Raw genomic sequence first — 22,954 nt, forward strand, 5'->3', positions numbered from 1 at the left:
TACGGACGTATACCTACATAAAAGAATAACGGCGCCCCCGCAGGGACGCCGTTCATTCACTGATTAATTGTTGGACTTGCCGGCTTCACCGTTGGGGGCAGCGGTGCCGCGGGACTCCAACTCCTCCAGCTGAGACTGCAGCAGGGTCTTGAGGCGGGTACGGTACTCGCGCTCGAAGGTACGCAGCTCGGAGATGCGAGCCTCCAGAGCGGTCTGCTGCTGCTTGACCGTATTCATAACCTCGGTGTGCTTCTTCTCGGCATCTGCCTGCAGGGCAGCTGCCTTCTCCTCAGCCTGGCGAATCTGTGCCTCGGCGCGGGAGGTAGCGTCAGACTCGGTCTGCTTTGCCTTGTTCTCGGCATCCGCCACCAGCTTCTTGGAGCGGGTATCGGCCTCCTGCAGCTGTGCATCGTAGCGCTTCTGGGCGTCAGCAAGTTGGGCCTTGGAGTGCGAGTCGGCGTCGGCAAGCTGCTTCTCTGCAGCCGTACGAGCCTCTGCGAGCATAGACTCGGAATCAGCCTTAGCCTCGCTGGTAAGACGGTCCGCCATCTCCTGAGCCAGACCCAGCACGCGGGCGGCCTGCATGTGGGTATCCGGGGTGGCGAGACCCTGTGCGTTGGACTGAGCAGCGCCTGCACCAGCCACGGCAGCAGCGGAAGAGGCAGTGGTGGTGGCTGCGGAGTTCTTCTTTGCGGACTCCAGTTCCTTCTTGGTGCGCTCCAGCTCCTTCTTGGAGGCCTCGAGCTCGCGCTTGGCGGCAGCAGCCTCCTCGCGAGCAGTCTTAAGCTCCGCGGAGTTGTCCTGTACCTGAGCGGCCTTCGCCTGCTCCTGCGCACGCTTGGTCTCTTCCTTGGCCTTGGCAATCTCGTTCTTGGAGTCAGCCAGCTTTGCTTCGTACTCGGCGCGCAGCTTGGACTCGACTTCCTTACGTACGGCGGCCTCGTCGACCTTTGCGGCAGAAGCGCCGCCAGCAGCGGCGGCCGGGGCCTGAGACTTCAGTTCCTCAACCTGGGCGTGGAGATCATCGTTCTCGTCCTGCAGCTGAGCAAGAGCATCCTCAACGAGATCGAGGAACTGATCGACCTCATCCTCGTTGTAGCCACGCTTGCCAATTGGCGGCTTGCTGAAAGCGACGTTGTGTACATCAGCTGGTGACAGTGGCATTGACTTCTCTTCCCCTTACGAATCGGTCAAACCTCTAGAGGGTCCAGAGGCCGGGTACATATGCGGTTAATAATACGGATTGTGGTAACTCATTGTATCCGAATCAACACATTATCTAACGCTGGCACGAGTCTCAACGTTAACAGGAGGGTTTAATACACCCGTTAATCACATTGCAAGTCCATTGGCACCGAAAAATAGCCAGCCAATAAGTTGCGAAAGAATGGACAAAAGCAGGAACAAAACGATGATGGAAACGTCGAGCGCAATGCCTCCCAACTGCAGCGGCGGAATAACCTTACGCAGCGCCTTAACTGGCGGGTCAGTGACGACGAAGAGCACCTCGGCAACCATCATGAACCAGCGGGGCGGATTGAATTGGCGCGAGAAAGACTGAATCATCTCGATGACAATGCGCGCCAACAAAATCCACGAGTAAAGACTCACGGCGACGAGCAGAATTGAACCTAAAGCATTCACAACGCCCGAGCCTATCCGAACCACCCCCGCGGACGGTACTCCCCTGCCCGAGGGTTCGCCCTCGGCGAACAGAAACGGCACCGCAGCAGCCGCACCGCCGCCGAGAATGCCGCTCCGCTCAGACCGCTTGGGGAATAGCGAGAAAACCAACAAACCGCCCCATCGCCCCCTCCTCCCCCTTAGCCAACACGGAGAAGAAAAGGCGATGAAGCGGTTAAAGCGCGAAACCTTTAGCGCAGGTGTGCCGCGCGCTCAAGCTCAACAGTGGAGATGTCGGCGCCCTTAGGCACAATGGCGAAAACCTTGCGGCTGGTGTCCACGCCCTTGGTCAAGTTCTTCATGCGGCCTTCCAGTGCAAAGCAGAGGCCAGCGGCGAAGTCAACGAAACGCTTTGCGGAACCGCGGTCAGCGTCAGTGAGCTCGAAGACCACTGCGTCACCGTCACGGAAGGGGCCGCCAACCTTCGCTGCATCGTCAAAGGAAACGAGCGACAGCGCCACGATAGTCGGGACAAATTCCTCTTCCTGCTTCTCGTAGGAAGGTGCATACGCCGGAGCGCTATAAGCGCGCTCATCTGCGTAGTAAGCATCGTCGGCGTCCATGTCCATCGGGCCTAGCCCGAAGAACTCTTTAGTCCTATCAATCAGTGACATTCTGGGTCTCCCTCTGACCTAGTGTGTGCTGTTCATTTGCTGTCTTGTAATGCACTTTTACAATGACAATTAACCTAGCGGGCGCTCTCCCATAATTCCGGTTCCGACACGCACGATATCCGTTCCAGATGCAATCGCTGCCTCCATGTCAGCGCTCATTCCAGCGGACATTTTCAGGTCCCGCCCAAGCTTGGCCGCGGCCTCATCCGTCAGGGCCCGCACCTGCGCGAATACCTCCGCCGGTTCACTCTCCAGCGGGGGAACCACCATGAAGCCACACAGCTGCAGGTTCTCCAGATCGTCGACGACTTCCACCAGAGCAGGCACATCCTCCAGCGGGCAGCCGCCGCGCGCGGTATCACCGTCGGCGGAGACCTGAATATAGACCGGAAGACTGTCCTGGCGCTGCCCGCGTTCCTGGGCAAGCGCCACGCCGCGGTCAAGCCCTCGGGCCAGCTTCTCCGAGTCGAGGGAATGCACACTGTGCGCCCACCGCGCTACGTGGTTCGCCTTCTTGGTTTGAACCTGTCCAATCATGTGGAAACGCATCTCGGGCAAGGCCTCCGCCTTCGCGCGGGCCTCCTGCTCGCGGTTTTCCGCCACATCCGTTATCCCTAGCTCTGCCAGCAGCGCGATGTCTTCGGCGGGGTGAAACTTTGTCACTGGCAGCAGCTGTGGGGCGGGGCGGCGAGCAGCCTCTGCGAAACGTTGAATATCCGCGCGGGTGCGCTCCAGGCCAGCCCGCAATTCTTCACGGCGAGCAGTATCGTTATTAGGCATTAATCCTCCAACCAAATCACGCCCGCTTGGCGTCCAGTGACGCCCTCGCGGCGATAAGAAAAGAAATCTGTGTCCTCAATCGTGCAGCGCGGATCCGACTCAATGGCCGTGATTCCCATCCCCATCAGCTGATGAATCAGACCTGCGCGCACATCAACTCCCCACGTTCCAGAAGAGGTCCGGGTTTGGGAACCGGGCAGGTGCTTCTCGACGTCCTCCGCCATCTGCTCCGGAACCTCATAGTTACGCCCAGACGCTGCCGGCCCCATGAGCACTTGGATCGACGAAGGGATAGCCCCCAGCTCAATCATCGCGTTGACCGTGTTCCGGACGATTCCGTTACGCGCGCCCAGGCGTCCGGCGTGGGCGGCACCGATGACGCCCGCGGAAACGTCGACAAGCAGCACTGGCGTGCAATCAGCCACGAGCACGCCCAAGCCTAGGCGTTTTTCGGTGGTCACCACTGCATCGGTAGCAGGGACAGGCTTCTTCGCGCCACGACGCTCGGCGCCCACGACCGTCACAGTATTAGTGTGCAGCTGCTCCATCCACACGATGTCCTCTAAGCCCGTTGCTCGGAGAAGTCTCTCGCGATTGGCGGCCACAGCAGCGGGGTCATCACCGACGTGATCACCTAAGTTGAAAGATTCATAGGGGGACGACGACGCCCCGCCAGCACGGGTTGTAAACACCATGCGGACGGGGCGTCGTGCTGCGTGTGCTTCCTCGTTTACTGGCATGCACTCCAGAGTAGCTGGCTGGGACTAGCGCATGAAGGACGGCACGTCGAGATCGTCGTCGCCATCGTCATCGAAGTCACGGCTGTTGCGCTCAGCGGGGCGCGAGAGGCGGTACTCCTCATCGGCACCACGGCGGTACTCCTCACCACGGAAGCGATCCGAGGTGGTAAACAGTCCGCTCGACGGGGCCGGCTCAGCCGGCTGCTCGCGCTCATAGGAGTGGCGCGGGGTGTACTCCTCGCGGCCGATGCGCTGGGAGTCAGCTCGCTGCGGTTCGGCGCGGGTGTACTCTTCGCGCGGGGCCTCGGTGCGGGGTGCTGCGGGGCTCTCTGGCTGTGCTTCAGCGCGGTTTTCGAAGAGGGAACCCGGGCGTGCTGCCGGGGTAGCCTCCGAGCTTTGCTGCTGCGTCTGGCCAGGCTGTGCCGGCTGGGAGGTCATATTGGCCTGTGCGTCGAAGCCTGTGGCGATGATGGTGACGCGGACTTCGTCTCCGAGGTTGTCATCGATGATGGTGCCGAAGATGATGTTGGCATCCTCGTCGGCGCGCTCCTCCACCATGGAGGCGGCCGCGTTGACCTCGTGGAGGCCCAGGTCGGAGCCACCAGCGATGGACAGCAGAACGCCCTTGGCGCCCTCCATGGTCGACTCCAGCAGCGGGGAGTTAATAGCCTGCTCGGCGGCATTGAGCGCGCGGTTATCCCCACGGGCAAAGCCGATGCCCATGAGGGCGGAACCAGCGTCGGACATGACGGAGCGAACGTCCGCAAAGTCGACGTTGATCATGCCCGGGATGGTGATGAGGTTGGTAATACCCTGCACACCATTGTGCAGAACTTCATCGGCGGCGCGGAAGGCTTCGACGATGGACAGCTCCTCGCCGCCCAGCTGCATGAGGCGATCATTCGGGATAACGATGAGGGTATCGCAGACCTCGCGCAGCTCTTCGATGCCGGCCATGGCCTGACGGGTGCGGCGCGCGCCCTCGAACTTGAACGGGCGGGTAACAACACCGACGGTCAGAGCACCCATCTTCTTCGCGATGGAGGCAACGACAGGAGCTGCACCGGTACCGGTTCCGCCGCCCTCGCCAGCGGTGACGAAGACCATATCGGAGCCCTGGAGGGCGTCTTCGATTTCGGTCTTGTGATCCTCCGCGGAGGTCTTACCTACCTCCGGGTTAGCGCCGGCGCCGAGGCCGCGGGTGGCCTCGCGTCCGATGTCGAGTTTGGTATCCGCATCGGAGAAAATCAGCGCCTGGGAATCGGTGTTGATCGCCACGAACTGGACTCCCTTGAGCCCTTCTTCGATCATGCGGTTGACAGCGTTGACACCGCCGCCGCCGACGCCGACGACCTTGATGTCCGCGAGGTTGTTGCTAGATGAGATCATACGAGGGTCTCTTGCCTTTCGAATAAGGTTTTAATGTAAACGAGGAGGCGCCTCTTTTCGCGAGAGGCGGTTACATCCATCTTTAACGACAACGGGGTAATTTCGGCGCACATTTTGCCGCGTGTCGGTACCCTCAACCTCTACTTTAGGGTTGCTGACATGCGATTTTCTTAACAGGCGCCCCACCCGTCCCACTCACGACGCCCCTAGCGGCGAGTCACCAGCGACGGGTTAGAAATGTTCCAGGATTCGCCCTCGAGCTTGAGCACATCTTCGAAAGCAATCGCCTTGTTCTTATTGTCTTCGGAGGCCCCCCAAAAGATGGTTTTCTCATCCTCAGTGTGGAAGGTCAGCGAATACCTATCTTTGATCTCGAGGGTCGTCACCTTCTCCCGGATCGGCGCGGGGAGGGCTGCAACGGCCTCGACCGCCGCCTGCATCTCCGGGGATCCGGAGTCTGTGCTACCGGTCAGTTCCACGGCCTCGGGTGGTGCTTCATCTTCCACAAATTCCTTGCCGTGATTATCCACGAGCACCGTCGTACCACCATTGCGGACAAAGGCCACTGCCTCATGCTCGGTGACTTCAATGTGCACCGTCGACGGGAATGCCCGCGATACCGTCGCGCTTTCTACCCACGGGATCGACGCCACGCCCCGCGCGGCCTCGCGAGCATCCAAGCGCGCGAGGTTCGAGCCCTTGGCGACGCCACTAGCCTGCTCCACATCCTCAGCAGCGACGTGATCGTTTCCCACCACCTCGAAGGATTTCACCGTGAGGATAGGAAAAAGCCACACTGCTGCTGCAGCGATGACCGCTACGAGTAGCACCACGCCCACCGCGAGCGCCCCAGTCTTTTTAGACATTCGGTTCCTTCGGCTCTTCTGCCTCATTGTTGCGTCCCAGCTCGGACAAAATCTCGCCGGCTACGTAGGTAACCGTGCCCGCACCAATCGTGAGGACGATATCACCAGACTGTGCCAGGGAAATGACGTCGCCAGCGGCTTCGGAGAAATCGGGTTCGAAGATGACCGGCATGTCCTCCGGCATCTTATCGGTGATGATGCGGGAGGTAATTCCTTCAACCGGTTGCTCGCGGGCCCCGTAGATGTCGAGGACGACGGCGGCGTCGGCAAGCGCCAAGGCCTGAGCAAACTCCGCGTCGAACTTCATTGTCCTGGAGTACAGATGCGGCTGGAAGCAGGCGATAACGCGCGCCCCCTCCCCCTCCGCATCCGCCTTCGCACGGGCTGCATTAAGTACTGCGGATACCTCCGTAGGGTGGTGCGCATAATCGTCGAAGACTCGGATTCCGCGCTCGCTGCCGCGGTACTCGAAGCGGCGGCGCACACCAGTAAAGTCGGTCAGGCCCGCGGCCAATTCCGCTGGGTCTCCGCCAGCCAGCGCGCCGGCCAGCAGCGCCGCCGCCGAGTTGAGCACCATGTGATGCCCGGGGACGTGCAGGTCATAGGACAGCTCCTGTGGCGCCTGCCCCGGCAAAGCCAGGCGAACGCGGATGTGCGCGCCGGCGGCGGAAACGGTTTCCTCCAGAATCTCCGCTGCGAGGGGCACAGCAGAATCTTCGTCTACCGCACTGCCTGCGCCGTAGCCCAGCACCTGAATACCGCGCTGTGCCGCGCGCTCGCCGGTGGTAGCTGCCTGTGCGTCTTCGAGGCAGACTACCAAGTAACCGCCCTCAACAACACGGTCCGCGAAATCATCAAAGACCTGGTAGTAGCTTTCCGCGGTGCCGAAATAGTCCAGGTGATCCGGCTCGATATTGGTGATCACCGCCACGTAGGGGCTGTAGCGCAAAAGTGAAGCATCGGATTCATCGGCTTCCGCAACGAAAGCATCACCCGTACCGCCGTGTGCGTTGGTTCCGGCACGGTTGAGCTGGCCACCGATGGCGAAGGAGGGGTCGAGGCCCGCCTGCTGCAGCGCGGACACTGCCATGGAGGTGGTCGAGGTCTTTCCGTGCGTACCGGCCAGTAGGACCTGGCGGTGGCCTTCCATCAGCTCAGCCAGCAGGTCTGAACGGCGGATGACCGGGATTCCGGCCTCGCGCGCAGCAGTGAGCTCGGGATTGTCTTGTGGGATGGCGGCGAAGGAGGTCACGACCACCGTAGGTTTATCACCTGCCAGGTCAAGGTTTTCAGCGGCATGGCCGATGGCGATGTGCGCACCCATCGTGCGGAGGACGTCGACAGCCGTCGATTTCTTAACGTCCGAGCCGGTCACGACCGCGCCTCGGCTAACCAGAATGCGCGCGAGGCCGGACATGCCGGAGCCTCCGATACCGACGAAGTGGACGCGGGACAGGTCCGTGGTGGCAGGGGTATCAGTCATGGTGAAAATTCCTTCTTTCATAAACCTGTACTGTGCGTCTAGCCGCGGTTCTCGGCGGCGACACGCTGCGCGATGCGCTCAGCGATGATGGCTGCAACCTCGCCGGCTGTGCTGGCATCAGCGGCAGCACGCATGGCCGACAAAGCTTCGGGGTGGTCAAGGATAGCGCGAACCTCGGCGACGAGGCGCTTAGAGGTCAGCTCGGCGTCCGGAACCTGAACCGCGGCACCGGATTCCACCAGCGCGCGCGAGTTCAGAGCCTGTTCACCATTGCCATGCGGCAGCGGCACATAAAGCGCGGGCAGACCAGCCGCGGAAACCTCTGCCACCGTCATCGCTCCGGAACGGCAGACCATGAGGTCAGCAACGGCCAGAGCGCCAGCCATGTCATCGATATAGGGCACCGCGGTGTAGTGCTCGCGCGCAGCCGGCGCCTCGTTCTTTTTGCCATAAGCGTGTAGCACCTGAAAATCTCGGCACAGGTCATCGAGTGCGCCGGCAACGGCAGTGTTGATGCTCACCGCTCCCTGTGAACCGCCGGTAACCACGATCGTCGGGCGATGCGCGTCGAGGTTCCAGTTCTGGCGCGCAGCAGCCGCCTTTGCGCCGTCTGGATCCTCACCCATCCCCGGACGCACGGGAATTCCCAAGACCTCACCGGGCATACCGGAGCCTTCCTGCGCGTTAATACCCGTGCCACCGAGGCGCACCCCCAGCTTGTTGGCCATGCCGGCCAAAGCATTCGTCTCGAGCACGAAGAACGGGATGCCCAGAGACTTCGCTGCCAGGTACGCCGGCGCAGCAACGTACCCTCCGGTGCCAAAGACCACATTGGCACCGACGTCCTTGAGAACCGCGCGGGTTTCCCGAACAGACTTGAGGACCCGCCACGGCAGCTTCGCGGCATCTACGTTGATCTTGCGTGGAACTGGGACCGGTGTAATCATGCGCAAATCGACGCCACGCGCCGGCACGATATCGCTTTCCAAACCTCGTGGGGTTCCTAGAGCGGTGACTCGCGCGCCGTGGCGCTGGCGCAGCTCCTCCCCCACCGCGAGCGCTGGTTCGATGTGTCCGGCAGTGCCGCCACCTGCGATGACGACGGAAATCGGCGTGTCATTCATGCACTACACGCTACCAGCGCCGCGCTTTCTTACCGTCGCTCGCCGCGCCGATACTCCCGGCGATACTCCCGCCGCGGCTCCCCCTGCGGCGCTTGCGAGCGTGCAGAGCGCCCCGTTACTGCACGCCCAAATCTTTCCTCGCGGCTGCGCTCAACATGGCGCTGGGGGCGGTCGCGGTGCGCGCGCTGAGAGCGCGTAGCTTCTTTGCCTTCGCGTGGGGCTCGATGCGCCCCGCCGCGCCGCTCGTTAGGCGGTGTGGGCTCGGGGATGAAGAAGAGTCGGTCGAAGAGCGGGCGCCCAAAGTTCTGCATGGCGGAAACCTGCAGCGGCTCGTGGCGCGCCACATTGCACAGCAGGCCCATCGAGCCAATCGTGATCACTGCGGCCGTACCACCCGCGGAAATCATCGGCAGCTGGATACCCGTCACCGGCAGCACGCCGATCACGTAGCCGATGTTAATGAATGCCTGCACGACAACACCCACCGCCAACGTGGCGGCCAGCAAAGACTGGAATTGGTCCTGGGCGCGCGTTGCCGCCCGCAGCCCGAAATAGCCCAGCACGGCGAACAGCCCGATGACAAGGGCACCGCCCCACAGGCCCAGTTCCTCACCAATGATGGCGAAGACGAAGTCATTCTTCGCCTCTGGGAGGTAGAACCACTTGGCGCGTGACTGGCCGAGGCCAACGCCCCAGAAGCCGCCGTCGGCAAGCGAAAGAAAGCCCTGGTAAGCCTGGAAACCGGTACCTTGTGTGTCCTCGATATTGCCGCGCAGCGCATCGAAATAAGTGTGAAAGCGGTGCGAGCGGAAGCCGCCGGCCAAGAAGACGGTGACCATACCGATGGCGCCGAAGACACCGACGACGGTCGGAACGCGCCAGTCCACACCCGCGAAAACCAGGGTGAACACGACGATGAGGGCGAAGGAGACGCCCATACCGAGATCGCCCTGGGCCACAATCAGCACGAACATGATGCCGGCGATGATGGAGTACATCATGAAAGGGTCCGTCAGGCGCATCGAGCGGTGCGTCTTATCCGCCAGCGCTGAGGCGCCGTACATGCCCACGGCCACACGGGCGAACTCAGAGGGCTGGAATGCCACACCACCAGGCAGCATGATCCACGATTGCGAACCGACCTCCGCACGACCGGTACCAATGCCGGGTACGAGGACGAGGATAAGAAGCAGGATGGATAGCCCCAAGAACCACGGCACGAGTGCCCGGAGCGTGCGGGGCGACATGCGCAGACCGATCCAAAACACGATGAGGCCGGCGATAACGAGCACGCACTGGCGCAGAGCAGCTGACCACGGGCTATCGGTCTCTGACAGAGACGTCGCCATCGACGAAGAGAAGGCCATGAGGACGCCGATGCCGATGAGCGAAAAAATGGCGATGCGCAGCACTAAATAGTCGAGCCCGGGGTAGGCGCGGAGGCGCTCGCGGAGATCACGCAGGTGGTATCCCAGCGTGCGTTGTGGCTTCTGGGTGCTGGTGGCGGTCACGGGTGCTCCTAGCGCTAGCGGGCGAGGCGGCGGGCAGCGGCGGCAAAGATATCGCCGCGCTGGCCCATACCGGTGTACATGTCCAACGATGCCGCAGCGGGTGCTAAAAGCACGGTATCGCCGGCGTCGGCGTGTTGCACGGCGGCGGACACTGCCTGTTCCATTGCTGCTTCCGGATCGTGGCTATCCACGATGACAACGGGCACGTGTGGCGCTGCCTTCACGAGGGCTTGGGCAAGCACATGCTTGTCGACGCCCACCAGAACCGCCGTCTTCAGTCGCGCGGCATGGGTGCGCAACAGTTCCGAGACATCAGCGCCTTTCAGCTGGCCACCGGCCACCCACACCACGGAGTCCAACCCGCGCATAGCGACCTCCGCGGCATGTGGGTTCGTTGCCTTGGAATTGTCGATGTAGGTCACGCCAGCGTGGCGGTGAACGATCTCCCCGCGGTGTCCTGCCACCACGTAGGCGCTGAGTCCCTCCGCGATGGATTCCGGTTGAGCACCGGCGAGAGCCGCGACTGCCGACGCGGCAGCGGCATCCAGCACGCCGGCCAGACCGGCGGGTTGGATGGTGGTGACATCGTCCACCACGGCGGATTTCATCCCCGCAACCTCGTTGACGAGGAGGCTGCCGGTGCTCACGCCTACTTCACCTGCGGCAGGCTCAGCATGGCTGAAAGCGGTGGCGCCGGGAAGAGAAGCAGCAAGCACTCGAACGTGCTCATCTTCCTTGCCGTAGACGGCATGCTGTCCGCGCAAAATCTTGGCCTTGTCCGCGGCATAGGCCTCGAAGGAGCCGTGCCAATCCAAGTGGTCGTCGGCGAGGTTAAGCAGCGCCCCGACTTCTGGGCGCAGGTGGGAGGACCAATGCAGTTGGAAAGAAGAAAGCTCCGCCACGAGGATGTCCACGCGGGGCTCGGCGGCCAAGGCATCAAAAGATGAGACACCGATATTACCTACGGCTTGCGCGCGCTGTCCGGAGCGTTGCTCGTCGGCAGCCATGATGGCGGCGAGCATGCCGGTAGTCGTGGTCTTGCCGTTGGTGCCGGTGATCGCGAGCCAGCGGCGCGGGGCACCAAAAACTTCTGCTTGGTCGAGGCGGTAGGCCAGCTCGACATCGCCGATCACCTCAAGGCCGCGGGAAGCTGCGGCGGCGAGCAGCGGTGAATCTGGCCGCCACCCCGGCGAGGTGACGACGAGCGAGTATCCAGCTAGGTCCACCGCAGACGTGTCCACGGTGGCAACGCCCAACTCTGCGGCGATGCGGCTGCGGGAGTCCTCGTTGCCATCGGCCACCGTTAAGTCCACGCCCAAGCTGGACAGGACTGCCGCGCACCCGCGGCCGGAGACGCCTGCGCCGGCGATGAGGACGTGACCGGAGAGGAAGTCTGGGCGCGTCATGCCCCTACTCCTATGCCGGAGGCGGTGAGCCAATCACCGTAGAAGATAGCCACGCCGGCCATCGCCGCCATGGCTGCTAGGAGCCAGAAGCGCACAACGACGGCCGTTTCCGCCCAACCACCGTTCTCAAAGTGGTGGTGGATTGGCGCCATACGGAAGAAGCGCTTGCCGGTGGAATGGAAGACCACGATTTGGATAACGACGGAGACTGTTTCGATGACGAACAGGGCACCGATGATGATCATGAGTAGCTCGGTACGGCTGGTAACGGAAATACCCGCGACCAGACCACCAAGCGCCAAAGAGCCGGTGTCTCCCATGAAGATTTTGGCGGGCGCGGCATTCCACCAGAGGAAGCCTAGGCAACCGCCCAGGCCTGCGGCCGCAAGCACTGCGAGGTCGAGAGGATCGCGCACCTGGTAGCACCCAGCAGCAAAGTTAGTGGCGCAGGAATAGCGGAACTGCCAGAAGGTCATCAGCGAATAAGAGCCCATGACAATCGCGGTAACACCCGCCGCGAGGCCGTCGAGGCCGTCGGTGAGGTTCACCGCGTTCGACCACGCCGCGATGAGAATGTACATGAAGATCAAGAACACGATGGTTCCGATGACCGTGCCGCCGACAGCTAGGTCGAAAGTCTTCAGGTCGCGGATGAAGGATAGCTTGGTGGAGCCTGGGGTCAGCCCCGCATCGTTGGGGAAACGCAGGACCAAGAAGCCGAAGAGCAGCGCCAGCACGAGCTGACTGATCAGCTTGGCAGTCTTATTGAGTCCGAGGTTGCGGTGGCGGAAGAGTTTAATGAAGTCATCCGCGAAGCCCACCGCGCCCAAGCCCAAGGTCAGTCCGAGGACCAGCAAGCCGGAGGCGGTAAAGGCCTCATGCCCGGTCAGCAGGCCATAGAGGCCAGCCACCACATAGGCCACCAAGATGCCCGCGAGGATGGCAAGGCCACCCATCGTCGGCGTACCGCGCTTGCGCAGGTGAGACTTGGGGCCATCCTCGCGGATCTCTTGTCCGCGGCCGGTATCGGAGAAGTAGCGGATAAGAACCGGGGTGGTAAAGATCGCCACGAGGAAGCTAACCGCACCAGCGATGATGATCTGAGTCACGAGCTTGAAGTCCTTTCTAGCGGCTAACTGTGGTTCAGCTGTTCCGCGACCAACCAGAGACGTTGGGCATTGGAGGCCTTAATCAAGACCACGTCCTTAACGCTACGGCTAGCCCAATCATCGACCCCTGCTGGGGCCACGCGCAGTATGCCGTCCACCGCCTGCGCGGCGGCTGCGGCATCGGCGCACACCACTGTATTTATACCTTGCTGCGCAGCGGCCTCGGCCATCGCCCGGCAGTTGGGGTTCTCCCCTACCGCGATGAGGTGCTCGACGTGGTATTTGGCCAAAAACTCACCGAGCTGGCGGTGCGATTGCTCTGCATCGCTGCCGAGCTCTCCCATCTCCCCCAACACCGCGATGGAACGGGCGTCGGGGCGCGCTGCTGCGGTATAAGCCAAAGCGGCGATGGCGGCACGCATCGAATCGGGGTTGGCATTATAGGAGTCATCAATAATGGTGACGCCATCGCGGCGGGTGCGCACGTCCATGCGGTGCTCGGAGGCGAGGCGGTGACCGGACAGCGCAGCTGCCACCGTGTCTGCCGATACCCCCAGCTCGATGGCTGCGGCGGCCGCGGCCAGTGCATTAGACACCTGGTGGGAGCCAAAGACTTGGAGCTTCACAGCAACGGGTTCAGCATCCGGGCTGTGCAGGGTAAAGGAAGGGCGAGCGACGTCATCGAGCACGATATCGGTGGCATAGTACTGCGCTGCCGGTGCGCCTCCGCGGCGGTTTTCCGTGGAGTAGTACACCACCTTGGCCTCCGTGCGAGGAGCCATGGCAGCGACGAAAGGATCATCGGCGTTGAGGACGGCTACGCCGCCCGCCTCCGCGTTCGGCAACGCCTCCACCAGCTCTCCCTTGGCCTGCGCGATATTCTCGCGTGAGCCAAATTCGCCGAGGTGCGCGGTACCGACGTTCAGAACCACGCCAACGCGCGGCGCGGTGATTTCGGTGAGGTGACGGATGTGCCCGATGCCGCGAGCCGACATCTCCGCCACGAGGTAGCGCGTGTGCTCATCGCACCGCAGCGCCGTATAGGGCAACCCGATTTCATTGTTGAAGGAGCCGGGCGGAGCGACCGTCTCCCCGACCTCGCGGAAAATGGTGGCGATGAGGTCCTTGGTGGACGTCTTACCGGCCGACCCGGTGACACCGACAATAGTGAGGTTTTGCTCTGCGGCAAGGCGTTGCGTTACTGCACGGGCAATCGCAGACAGCGCTGCGACGACGGCGGCCGCAGACCCATCTTCATCGTTGGCGTAAATATCCGCGTTGGCACCGTCACCCTCGACGCGCCCGTGGGGTTCGACGACGATCGCCGGAACGCCCACCGGCCGCGCCGCCAAGACAGCCACGGCGCCTTTATCGATAGCGGTGGTGGCATAGTCATGGCCATCCACGCGGGCTCCGGGCAGCGCGACGAAGAGGCTGCCTGAGGTGACCTTGCGAGAATCGAATTCGACAAAGCCAGTCACCTGGGTGTCTGGTTCGTCGACGCTATCCAGGCGACCGCCCGTGATCTCAGCGATCTCAGCGAGGCTTAACGCAATCATGCTTGCTCCTTGGATTCTTCGGTACTCAGGGTAGTCGCAGTAGTCACGGCTTCAAGGGCTCGTGCCATCTCTTCGCGGTCATCGAAGTGATGGACGGTATCGCCAATGAGCTGGCCTACCTCGTGGCCCTTGCCAACGACGATGACGGCATCACCCGGCTGCGCCCACGCCACGACTTCATCAATGGCCTTGGCGCGGGAGCCAACCTCACGGATATCAGCCGCCGGGTTTGCCTCCTGGGCGCCCGCGAGCACGGCCGCACGGATGGATGCCGGGTCTTCGGTGCGGGGGTTGTCGTCGGTGACGACGACAAGGTCTGCGCCCTTCGCGGCGGCCGCTCCCATGAGCGGACGCTTGGAGGAATCGCGGTCGCCTCCCGCGCCGACGACGATGCCGATACGGCCTGCGCTACCTTCCAACTGCGTGCGCAGGGTCTCCAGAACAGCCGCAATTGCAGCCGGCTTGTGCGCGTAATCCACCACAGCCACAAAGTCTTGGCCGCGGTCAACACGCTCCATGCGGCCCGGGACCGCGACCTTTTCTACGCCCTCGAGGAAGACCTGCGGCTCGATTCCAATAGAGGCGGCCATCCCCGTGGCGAGAGCCGCATTGGCGATGTTAAAGGTACCCGGCATAGGCAGGCGGAATTCAAATGTTCCGGCATGCTCACCGGAGGCCAGCGTTAGTTCCACCTGCTGTGCGCCAGTAACCTCAGTGCTGAGCTGACGGCCAGTGATATCGGCATCGCTGCCTTGCGGGGTCGTTGATACCCGGATCACCGGGCGTGCTGCGGCGCGCTGCGCCATACGACGCCCCCATTCGTCATCGACGCAGATGACGGAGCGGTCGGCGGCTTGGGGCCCGTCGAAAAGCAGGGCCTTGGCCTCAAAGTAATCTTCCATCGTCGGGTGGAAGTCCAGGTGATCCTGGCTCAGGTTCGTAAAACCACCCACGTCGAAGCGCGTTCCCTGGACTCGTCCTAAAGATAGCGCGTGGGAGGAGACCTCCATCACCACGTGTGTAACTCCCTCGGACACCATGCGTGCAAAAAGCTCCTGCAAGGTCGGCGCCTCCGGGGTGGTCAGGGAAGTCGGAACCGGCTCCCGGTTAATACGGGTACCCGTCGTACCAATGAGACCCACCGAATAGCCCGCGTGCAAGAGGCCTGCTTCGAGGAGGTAACTCGTGGTGGTTTTGCCTGAGGTACCCGTCACCCCGAGGATGGTGAGTTTCTGCGTGGGGTGACTATAAATCTCCGCGGACACGGCTCCGAGGATGGCGCGGATATCCTCCACCACAAGAAGCGGCCGCTTCTCTCCGGCGTCGTTGAGGATGCGCTTACCTTCGGCGTCGGTGAGAATGGCTGCGGCCTCTGTGTCGGCGGCAAAGCGCGCGCCGTGAACTCGTGTGCCCGGAAGCGCCGCGAACAGGCCACCGGGCGGCAGTGCCGCCGAGTTCAGTCCACATGAGCTAACGCTAGTCGAGGCATCCCCGATCACTGTGCCCCCAGAAATCTCTGCTAGGCGCTTCAGGGTGGTGCTGGTGGTCACGGTGATTCCTCTTCTCTGTTTCTCTGTCTCTAGGTTTTCGATATGTGCTTTTCGGTGGCAGAGTTAACTACTCGGCGCGCAAGGTCAGTTGCGGTGCTGGCGGGGAGGGCGGGATATTGTCGCGGTCAAGGAGCCAGGATGCGATATCGCTGAAAACAGGGGCTGCGGATTGGCCGCCGGAGCCGTCGTCGTTGACACCGGATTCCGGCTCATCGAGCATGACGGCGACGACGAAGCGGGGGTCGTCGGCAGGCGCAATGCCCGCAAACGTGATCCAGTATTTGGAATTGGAATAAGACCCAGTGTCCTCATCGACTTTCTGCGCGGTACCGGTCTTGCCGGAGAGCTGATAGCCCTCGATGTTGGCGTTGCCAGCGGTACCGTTGTTCAGACCCTGCGGATCATCCTGGAAGACCGCTCGGAACATGTCGACGACGGTGCGTGCGGTTTCGGCGCTGACCACGCGGGTGGTCTCGGGCTCCTCCAGCTCTTCCTTCGTCCCGTCCGGCGCGGTAATCGAGTCAATGATGCGCGGCTCGATGCGCTCGCCGTCATTGGCGAGCGCCTGGTAAACAGACGCCAGCTGCAGGGCAGTCCATGACTGGCCCTGGCCAATGGGCAGGTTAGCGAAGGTACCGCCGGACCACTGCGAACGATCGGGAACCAGCCCTGGGGACTCGTTGGGCAGCTCGATGCCGGAGGTCTGCCCAAGACCGAACTTCTTCAGGTAGTCGGCGTATTTATCTTGACCAAGTCGATCCGCCAGCATCAGCGTGCCCACGTTCGATGACTTACCGAAGACGCCAGTCGTGGTGTAGGGCTCGACATCGTGAGGCCATGCGTCATTAACAGTCACGCCGGCCATGTCGATGGAGCCGGGCACCTGCAAAACCTCATCCGGGTCAGTCAAACCCTCTTCGATGGTCGCGGCAGCAGTAATGATCTTCGCCACCGAGCCGGGCTCGAAGGGGTGCGAGACTGCCAGGTTGTCGAAGGTCTTGTCCTTCTGGAGCTGCTTTTCGATGTCCTTGTTCGGATCAACCGTCCCAGTATTCGCCATGGCTAAGACCTGTCCGGTAGCGGCATCCAGCACGACCGCCTCAGCGCTTTTCGCCTTCGAGTTGGCCTTTGCTTTTTCCAGCTTCTGCTGCACGTAGGTCTGTAGGTCAAGATCCAGCGTCAACGTGACATTCTTGCCGTCAGTGGTGGGTACCTGATCGCGGAGGCTACCAGGAATCACCTGGCCATTGGCCGAAACGTCCTCAGTGGAGCTGCCATCAATACCTGTGAGGGTGGTATCACCGGAGGCTTCGAAACCGAACTGGCCTTGGCCGTCCATGGAAACCTTGCCGATGACGTTCTCCGCGATCGAACCATTCGGATACTGACGGATCTGCTGCTCATCGGCGGCAAGGCCGTGGTATTCCTCGGAAATGGCTACCGCGACATCCGGGTCGACATTGCGCACGAGAACCTCATACTGGGTGTCGGCGCGGAGCTTGTCCATAATCTGCTCCGGCTCCACGTCGCCGGCATCGATTCCGGCATCCTTCAGCTTGCTCGGAATCCCCTTCGACATTTCGGTGAGCCGCTCGGTCACTTTGTTATCTAGGTAGGAATTCTTCGCGTCGGGAGCTAAGGACTCATACTCGGCCTCGCCGGTTGCCTTCTGATCTTCCTGTTCACGAAGCTCATCGCGCAGGCGAGTCGGCGAAACGGTCAATGAGCGGGCACGCATGGTGTAGGCCAAGCGCTGACCATCGCGCGCAAGGATTTCACCACGCCCGGCGGTGTCGACGTACACGCGGGTTCGCTGCGCTGCCGCCTTCGCTGCCAGGTCTGGACCCCACACAATCTGCACCCAGGCGAGGCGCCCCATCCAGGCCAGCATGATGACGAGCAACACCGCCGCAATGACGTGAACGCGCTCGCGCATCGTCTTTTGTTGGCTCAGGAAAGGCTTGCCGGTACGTGAATTCCGGGAGCGCGTCGCGGGAACGACGCGGTCGGCGTCGTAGCGCTGCCGTGGTTGGTGAGAGGCACCGCGTGGCTGAGTGGCACGGGCGGCGGGAGCCCGCCTCGGGCGCCGGCCACCGGAGTGTGGTGGGGTCACACGTCACCTTTCTGTCTGCAGCGAGGGTAGGTAAGTAAACAGTTGAATGTCTTGCCCCACGCTTGGCGCGGGGTCGAGATAGTCTCATCCCGAATTGTGCCCTATTATCGCCGCCTGCCCACGCAGGCACGCGCGAAGCGCGAGGGGGATTCTATCCCCGCGCCGCGTAGGGAGCCTGGGCCGGAATATCCGGCAGCTCAACGTTCTCCTCCCCTGGCTGGCCGCCTTCGGGGCTATCCTCCGAATGCGCGTCGTTGGAAGCGGCGCCTCCACGTTCGCGGTTGCGCTCGCTAAGCGTCGGGCGGGCGTTGAGATTGTCGGACATGTTGGCCGTCGCGTTCGGGTCACTGGAAGCCTGCCCCGGGCGGACTGGCTCACCGTTGACATCGATGACCGATTCCATATCCGGGGTTGCCTCGCGCTTGTGCTCGATGTTGCCTTCCGGACCGACTTCCACAACGCCCGGCTGGACCGGGATACCCATCTTGGCCTCGTGGGCGCGGCGAGCGACATCCGAGGCCGAGCGAACATTCTCCAGGTCTCGGTTCAGGGTTTCCAGCTGGTTATCCAGCGTGGATTCCTGGGCGGTGAGCTCCTGAATCTTGAAGGTCTGGGAGGTGGACAAGCCCGACAACCACATGGCTGCGGCCACACCCGTAATAAGCAGAGCAATGGCGATGAAGGACAAACGCGCGAAGAGGCCATTCACCCGCGTGGGCTGCGCTACACGACGCCCACGATTGCTCACGACCTGCTTCGAACCAAGGCGGCTTCCCCGCAGGCCGGAGCCAACGCGGCGAGTAGGAACGGTGCCGCGGTGCGGGGTGCGGCTCGGCAGCGGGGTGGTACGGCGCCCCCGTTCAAGCAGCGCGGTTCCCTGGCCCGTGGCATCGGCTCCGGTGGTGAAATCGCGGCTTGCGCCCATGGTGTGGGTCCTCTCGTGGTCGCGGCGGTGGGTTGCCTGTGCGGTACGGTCTCTCAGCGTCATGGCCTACCTCCCGGTTCATGAAAAGACGGCGTCCCCTCAAGGCGTTCGAGCGCGCGTACACGGACGGAAGCCGCCCGCGGGTTCTCCGCGATCTCTTCCTGGCTCGCCTTTTCCGCACCCCGAGTCACCACGGAATAGTGCGCCGCGGTCCCAGGCAGATCCATGGGCAGGCCCGCTGGGGTGGTCGAGGTGCTGAGCTTGGTGAAAGCATGCTTGACAATGCGGTCTTCGAGCGACTGGTAGCTCATAAACACCGCGCGTCCGCCAATGGACAAGGCATCCGTAATCACAGGGATGACCTGCTCAATAGCCTCAAGCTCGCGGTTGACCTCAACGCGCAGCGCCTGGAAGGTTCGCTTCGCTGGGTGACCACCAGTGCGGCGCGTTGCTGCGGGGATGGTGGCGTACAACAAGTCGACCAAGCGCGCGGAGTTGCCAAAAGGCTCCTTTTCCCTTTCCCGCAGAACTGCGGAGGCGATTTTGCCGGCGAAACGCTCATCGCCGTAGGTTTTCAGAATGCGGGCGAGGTCTCCGTGACTATAAGTATTGAGAATGTCTGCGGCGGTCATTCCCTGACGTGGGTCCATGCGCATATCCAACGGGGCGTCAGTCTTGTATGCAAAACCGCGATCGACCTGATCCAGCTGCATGGAGGACACTCCAAGGTCAAATAGCGCCCCGGCTATGCCGTGCTCCCGCGCGATGGAAAAGACCTCGCTTTCCCCCTCCGCGATGGCACTGCCCACCTCATCGAAACGCGCATTGACGCCCACGAAACGGTCGGCGAAGGGGCTGAGACGTCGAGAAGCACTGCTCAAAGAGGCAGAGTCACGGTCCACGCCAATGATGCGCACGGAGGGGAAGGTGGTGAGAAAGTATTCGCTGTGGCCACCGGCACCCAAGGTGCCGTCAACGATGACGGCATTCTCCCCTGCCGCTTCGATAGCTGGGGCGAGCAACTGGGCCATGCGCGCACGCATGACGGGGACATGGCCGTGGTTCTCGCTCACGTCGTAGTTGATGGTGCCGTCGTGCTCCACAGTTGCTGTCCCCCTTTCCGTTCAGGCGCTTAATGCTGCGGTCTGATGTTCTCGATAGAAAAGCGAGTGCGTATAGGGCCCTGTCCGAGGAAGGGTTCTGATGTCGGGGAAGTACACCAGCTCATCCTCCTCGGACAGAGTCCGTACACGCACTCTTGGTGCGCCGGAGCTGCTTTAGAGCAGCCCGGCAAGTACGTCATCGGCGTCTGCCGCCGAGTAAGCGTCTTCAGTTTGCGCCTGGTATTCAGCCCACGCGGCTGCGTCCCAGATTTCGAGGAAGTCGACCGACCCCACGACCACGCATTCCTTTGTCAGGTTTGCATACTCACGGTGGCCTGCTGACAGCGTGATACGCCCGTGCCCATCGGGGCGCTGCTCGTCCGCACTCGCTGCCAAGTTACGGATGAACGCACGCGCGTCCGGGTTGGTGCGGGACACAGCCGCCGCTTTCCTAGCTCGTGCCGCGAATTCCTCCCGCGGGTATACCGCAAGCGAATGGTCCTGACCCTTGGTAACCATGAGGCCACCGGCCAGCTCTTCGCGAAACTTCGCTGGAAGCGTGAGCCGCCCTTTGTCATCGAGCTTGGGAGTGTAGGTGCCGAGAAACATCCCCGGGTCCACCTTCCTGTCACTCGAAAACTCCGGATTCCTCTCGCGACAAGAGAACAACTCTCCTCCGCTGCGCCCCACTCTACCCCACTTTCCCCCACCGCCCACACCTTTAACGCCCCTCATCCTCGCGTGTCACGATATACATGCAGTTAGATGGGCGTTTTTTCGGTGGGAAGTTTTCCCAGCACGCCCTTGACATACCCCCTAAGCACGCGCTTAATCCCACTATTCACACCTGCAACTTTCACCCCTTTAGGGAGATTCCTCACCCCACCCCCCATAATCCTGCGGTTTATACGCGTATCGCCCGCTACCAGGCACCCCACGCCCCACCGCCCCACCAACCCGCTCGAATCAGGTGGGGGAAAGTGGGAGATCTGGGGGAACTGCCCAGAAAGCCGCTTCCCGCACCGACATTTTTAGAAACATAGTGTTGCCATGATAGAAACAGAATGTTTCTATCCCGCGTTTGGCGGGGATAGTGCTCCAGCAGATTCCCACCCACTAGGAAGATCCACCATGTATCTAGCTTGGCGCGAGATGCTCTTCGCGCGTACCCGATTCCTCCTCATGGGCGTTGTCCTCGCCCTGATGTCCATGCTCGTCGTCATCATCTCCGGCCTCACCGCAGGTTTGGTCAACGACGGAGTCTCCGGACTGAAGGCCATGGACAGCGACGTCGTCGCCTTCGCCGACGGCACCCAAAAGGACTCCGCCTTCACCCGCTCCGTAGTCGATGCCTCCGCCGCCGAATCCTTCGCCCACCTCGATGGCGTAGACCAGGCCGCCCCTCTGGGCTTGACCATTGCCAATGCCCATAACCAAAAGGGCACGGCAGTGGATTTGACTCTCTTGGGAGTAGAACCCGATTCCTTCCTCGCCCCAGCTGGGCTCCCCGCCATCGACACCACGCGGGTCGACGGCCAACCCAGCAACACCAAGCACGACATCATCGCCTCCTCCACCCTGCAGGATGAGGGCATCGAAGTCGGCGACACGATCACCCTTGACCGCCTGGATATCCCGCTCAACGTCATTGGTTTTAGCGATAACCAGCGCACCTTCGGTCACGTGGACGTGGCTTACCTGCCTCTGGATATCTGGCAGGAAATCCATGCCGGCGGGCGCCACGGCGAAGCCGTGAACTCGGACGCTTATGACGAAGCCTCCGTCATCGTCGCCCGCACCACAGTCAAGCCCGACACCGAAGCCCTCACAGAGCAGTCCGGACTCGACGTGCGCACCCTCAAGGAAAGCTTCGACTCCTCCCCCGGCTACACCGCTGAGATGATGACCTTATCCATGATTACGTGGTTCCTCTACGTCATCGCCGCGCTCGTCACTGGCGCTTTCTTCCTCGTCTGGACCATCCAGCGTGCAGGCAATATCGCCACTCTTCGCGCGATGGGCGCGACCAAGGGCTTCCTGTTGCGCGATAGCCTCGGCCAGGCAGTTGTCATCCTCGTCTTGTCCATCCTGGCGGGCGCACTGGTGGCGGTCGGCTTGGGCAGCCTCTTGGAGCAGACCGCGATGCCTTATGCCACCGAATTCAGCTCTGTCATCAGTGGCGGCCTCATCCTCTTCGTCACCGGATTGCTTGGCGCTTTCATCGCCGTCGTCCGTGTTACCCGAACCAACCCCCTCGCTGCCCTAGGAGAAAACCGATGAGCCCAGCTTTAGAACTGCACGACGTCACCGTCAGCTACACCGATGGCGACTCGCAAGTGAAGGCACTCGATTCCGTCAACCTCAGCATCGATCCCGGTGAATTCGTAGCCGTGGTCGGCCCATCCGGCTCTGGAAAGTCCACGCTGCTCGCTGTTGCGGGTGCTTTGACGACACCCGATTCCGGCAAGGTCTTGGTCGCAGACGAAGATATCGTGCCGCTAGGCGACGCCCAACTGGCCAAGATTCGTCGCAACCACATCGGCTTTGTCTTCCAGTCCACCGGTAACCTTCCCTCCGCTCTGACAGCAGAGGAACAAATCGAGCTGGCCACCAAGGTCATCGGCAAGACTGGGCGCTACTCCAGTGCCGAGCTGCTCGACAAGGTCGGTATGAAGCATCGGGCGAAGCACCGTCCAGGAAGCTTGTCCGGCGGTGAGCGCCAGCGCGTCGGCATCGCCCGCGCGCTCGTGGGCGATCCCCAGGTGCTGCTTGTCGACGAGCCCACTGCCGCCCTCGATCGCGCACGCTCCCAAGAAATCGTGGCACTGTTGGCAAAAGAATGTCACGACTTTAACGTCGCGGGTGTCATGGTCACTCACGACTATGAAGTCCTTGAGCACTGCGACAAGGTCTATGAGATGGTCGACGGCCGCTTGACGCCTGCCGCCAACTCAGCCTCGGAGTAGGAAAAGAATGCGCAGCTTAACGTAGAATTACGC

20 protein-coding genes are annotated in these 22,954 nt (G+C 62.0%); 2 read left to right on the forward strand and 18 right to left on the reverse strand.

Annotated elements, in window-relative coordinates; all coding sequences use genetic code 11:
* Window positions 1–63: 63 nt before the first annotated feature.
* The 18 genes from CAURI_RS08650 to mraZ all read right to left on the reverse strand — a co-directional run bounded on the left by CAURI_RS08650 (window position 64) and on the right by mraZ (window position 20,564).
* Window positions 64–1,164: a DivIVA domain-containing protein gene (locus tag CAURI_RS08650; protein ID WP_010190518.1), complete on the reverse strand. Its 1,101-nt coding sequence runs from the start codon at window positions 1,162–1,164 to the stop codon at window positions 64–66.
* A 168-nt stretch (window positions 1,165–1,332) separates the two neighbouring features.
* The gene (locus tag CAURI_RS08655; protein WP_010190521.1) at window positions 1,333–1,644 is read right to left on the reverse strand and encodes a YggT family protein; all 312 of its coding nucleotides are present in this window, start codon (window positions 1,642–1,644) and stop codon (window positions 1,333–1,335) included.
* Window positions 1,645–1,874: 230 nt separating this feature from the next.
* Complete coding sequence (locus CAURI_RS08660; RefSeq protein ID WP_012715146.1) at window positions 1,875–2,297, reverse strand: cell division protein SepF; 423 nt, start codon at window positions 2,295–2,297, stop codon at window positions 1,875–1,877.
* Between the two features lie 69 nt (window positions 2,298–2,366).
* Entirely contained in the window at window positions 2,367–3,077 is a 711-nt protein-coding gene (locus tag CAURI_RS08665; RefSeq protein ID WP_010190523.1) for a YggS family pyridoxal phosphate-dependent enzyme, read from the reverse strand.
* Window positions 3,077–3,817, reverse strand: coding sequence for a peptidoglycan editing factor PgeF (pgeF, locus tag CAURI_RS08670; RefSeq protein ID WP_012715147.1), 741 nt, complete (start codon window positions 3,815–3,817; stop codon window positions 3,077–3,079). The genes CAURI_RS08665 and pgeF overlap by 1 nt, the downstream gene beginning before the upstream one ends.
* A 24-nt stretch (window positions 3,818–3,841) precedes the next feature.
* Window positions 3,842–5,206, reverse strand: a complete 1,365-nt coding sequence (gene ftsZ, locus CAURI_RS08675; RefSeq protein ID WP_010190525.1) for a cell division protein FtsZ — start codon at window positions 5,204–5,206, stop codon at window positions 3,842–3,844.
* A gap of 206 nt (window positions 5,207–5,412) precedes the next feature.
* Window positions 5,413–6,072, reverse strand: a complete 660-nt coding sequence (locus tag CAURI_RS08680; RefSeq protein ID WP_010190526.1) for a cell division protein FtsQ/DivIB — start codon at window positions 6,070–6,072, stop codon at window positions 5,413–5,415.
* Entirely contained in the window at window positions 6,065–7,555 is a 1,491-nt protein-coding gene (gene murC, locus CAURI_RS08685; protein ID WP_010190527.1) for a UDP-N-acetylmuramate--L-alanine ligase, read from the reverse strand. Before murC ends, CAURI_RS08680 begins: the two co-directional genes overlap by 8 nt.
* Window positions 7,556–7,593: 38 nt before the next feature.
* Window positions 7,594–8,679 (reverse strand): undecaprenyldiphospho-muramoylpentapeptide beta-N-acetylglucosaminyltransferase, encoded by a 1,086-nt coding sequence (gene murG, locus CAURI_RS08690; RefSeq protein ID WP_010190529.1) that lies wholly within the window; start codon window positions 8,677–8,679, stop codon window positions 7,594–7,596.
* Window positions 8,680–8,708: 29 nt separating this feature from the next.
* On the reverse strand, window positions 8,709–10,190 hold the full coding sequence (locus tag CAURI_RS08695) for an FtsW/RodA/SpoVE family cell cycle protein (protein ID WP_010190530.1): 1,482 nt from the start codon (window positions 10,188–10,190) through the stop codon (window positions 8,709–8,711).
* Between the two features lie 14 nt (window positions 10,191–10,204).
* Window positions 10,205–11,596 (reverse strand): UDP-N-acetylmuramoyl-L-alanine--D-glutamate ligase, encoded by a 1,392-nt coding sequence (gene murD, locus CAURI_RS08700; protein WP_010190531.1) that lies wholly within the window; start codon window positions 11,594–11,596, stop codon window positions 10,205–10,207.
* Complete coding sequence (gene mraY / locus CAURI_RS08705; protein ID WP_010190532.1) at window positions 11,593–12,705, reverse strand: phospho-N-acetylmuramoyl-pentapeptide-transferase; 1,113 nt, start codon at window positions 12,703–12,705, stop codon at window positions 11,593–11,595. Before mraY ends, murD begins: the two co-directional genes overlap by 4 nt.
* Window positions 12,706–12,728: 23 nt before the next feature.
* The gene (locus tag CAURI_RS08710) at window positions 12,729–14,264 is read right to left on the reverse strand and encodes a UDP-N-acetylmuramoyl-tripeptide--D-alanyl-D-alanine ligase (protein WP_010190533.1); all 1,536 of its coding nucleotides are present in this window, start codon (window positions 14,262–14,264) and stop codon (window positions 12,729–12,731) included.
* Window positions 14,261–15,814, reverse strand: a complete 1,554-nt coding sequence (locus tag CAURI_RS08715; RefSeq protein WP_010190535.1) for a UDP-N-acetylmuramoyl-L-alanyl-D-glutamate--2,6-diaminopimelate ligase — start codon at window positions 15,812–15,814, stop codon at window positions 14,261–14,263. Before CAURI_RS08715 ends, CAURI_RS08710 begins: the two co-directional genes overlap by 4 nt.
* Window positions 15,815–15,881: 67 nt before the next feature.
* Window positions 15,882–17,750 carry a peptidoglycan D,D-transpeptidase FtsI family protein gene (locus CAURI_RS08720; RefSeq protein WP_010190536.1) on the reverse strand — a complete coding sequence of 623 codons (1,869 nt, stop codon included), beginning with the start codon at window positions 17,748–17,750 and terminating at the stop codon, window positions 15,882–15,884.
* A 328-nt stretch (window positions 17,751–18,078) separates the two neighbouring features.
* A complete protein-coding gene (gene ftsL / locus CAURI_RS08725) occupies window positions 18,079–18,915 on the reverse strand; it encodes a cell division protein FtsL (protein ID WP_012715151.1) in 837 nt (278 codons plus the stop codon).
* Window positions 18,912–19,955 (reverse strand): 16S rRNA (cytosine(1402)-N(4))-methyltransferase RsmH, encoded by a 1,044-nt coding sequence (rsmH, locus tag CAURI_RS08730; protein WP_010190538.1) that lies wholly within the window; start codon window positions 19,953–19,955, stop codon window positions 18,912–18,914. The genes ftsL and rsmH overlap by 4 nt, the downstream gene beginning before the upstream one ends.
* A gap of 174 nt (window positions 19,956–20,129) precedes the next feature.
* A complete protein-coding gene (gene mraZ, locus CAURI_RS08735; protein WP_010190539.1) occupies window positions 20,130–20,564 on the reverse strand; it encodes a division/cell wall cluster transcriptional repressor MraZ in 435 nt (144 codons plus the stop codon).
* 522 nt (window positions 20,565–21,086) lie between these two features.
* Between mraZ and CAURI_RS08740 the strand changes: the two genes are divergently transcribed.
* Both CAURI_RS08740 and CAURI_RS08745 read left to right on the forward strand, forming a co-directional pair.
* Window positions 21,087–22,235 (forward strand): ABC transporter permease, encoded by a 1,149-nt coding sequence (locus CAURI_RS08740; RefSeq protein ID WP_010190540.1) that lies wholly within the window; start codon window positions 21,087–21,089, stop codon window positions 22,233–22,235.
* Window positions 22,232–22,921: an ABC transporter ATP-binding protein gene (locus tag CAURI_RS08745; protein ID WP_010190541.1), complete on the forward strand. Its 690-nt coding sequence runs from the start codon at window positions 22,232–22,234 to the stop codon at window positions 22,919–22,921. Before CAURI_RS08740 ends, CAURI_RS08745 begins: the two co-directional genes overlap by 4 nt.
* The last annotated feature ends 33 nt before the right edge of the window (window positions 22,922–22,954 follow it).

The sequence above is a fragment of the Corynebacterium aurimucosum ATCC 700975 genome, from assembly GCF_000022905.1.
In the GTDB taxonomy this organism is placed as follows: domain Bacteria; phylum Actinomycetota; class Actinomycetes; order Mycobacteriales; family Mycobacteriaceae; genus Corynebacterium; species Corynebacterium aurimucosum_F.

Coding starts and splice junctions, on each gene's coding strand:
- murC (WP_010190527.1), bottom strand. CDS start 7,555: ATGACTGATACCCCTGCCACCACGGACCTGTCCCGCGTCCACTTCGTC.
- CAURI_RS08660 (WP_012715146.1), bottom strand. CDS start 2,297: ATGTCACTGATTGATAGGACTAAAGAGTTCTTCGGGCTAGGCCCGATG.
- mraZ (WP_010190539.1), bottom strand. CDS start 20,564: ATGTTTCTCGGCACCTACACTCCCAAGCTCGATGACAAAGGGCGGCTC.
- CAURI_RS08710 (WP_010190533.1), bottom strand. CDS start 14,264: ATGATTGCGTTAAGCCTCGCTGAGATCGCTGAGATCACGGGCGGTCGC.
- ftsL (WP_012715151.1), bottom strand. CDS start 18,915: ATGACGCTGAGAGACCGTACCGCACAGGCAACCCACCGCCGCGACCAC.
- ftsZ (WP_010190525.1), bottom strand. CDS start 5,206: ATGATCTCATCTAGCAACAACCTCGCGGACATCAAGGTCGTCGGCGTC.
- murG (WP_010190529.1), bottom strand. CDS start 8,679: ATGAATGACACGCCGATTTCCGTCGTCATCGCAGGTGGCGGCACTGCC.
- CAURI_RS08740 (WP_010190540.1), top strand. CDS start 21,087: ATGTATCTAGCTTGGCGCGAGATGCTCTTCGCGCGTACCCGATTCCTC.
- murD (WP_010190531.1), bottom strand. CDS start 11,596: ATGACGCGCCCAGACTTCCTCTCCGGTCACGTCCTCATCGCCGGCGCA.
- CAURI_RS08680 (WP_010190526.1), bottom strand. CDS start 6,072: ATGTCTAAAAAGACTGGGGCGCTCGCGGTGGGCGTGGTGCTACTCGTA.
- CAURI_RS08665 (WP_010190523.1), bottom strand. CDS start 3,077: ATGCCTAATAACGATACTGCTCGCCGTGAAGAATTGCGGGCTGGCCTG.
- CAURI_RS08720 (WP_010190536.1), bottom strand. CDS start 17,750: ATGCGCGAGCGCGTTCACGTCATTGCGGCGGTGTTGCTCGTCATCATG.
- CAURI_RS08745 (WP_010190541.1), top strand. CDS start 22,232: ATGAGCCCAGCTTTAGAACTGCACGACGTCACCGTCAGCTACACCGAT.
- pgeF (WP_012715147.1), bottom strand. CDS start 3,817: ATGCCAGTAAACGAGGAAGCACACGCAGCACGACGCCCCGTCCGCATG.
- CAURI_RS08650 (WP_010190518.1), bottom strand. CDS start 1,164: ATGCCACTGTCACCAGCTGATGTACACAACGTCGCTTTCAGCAAGCCG.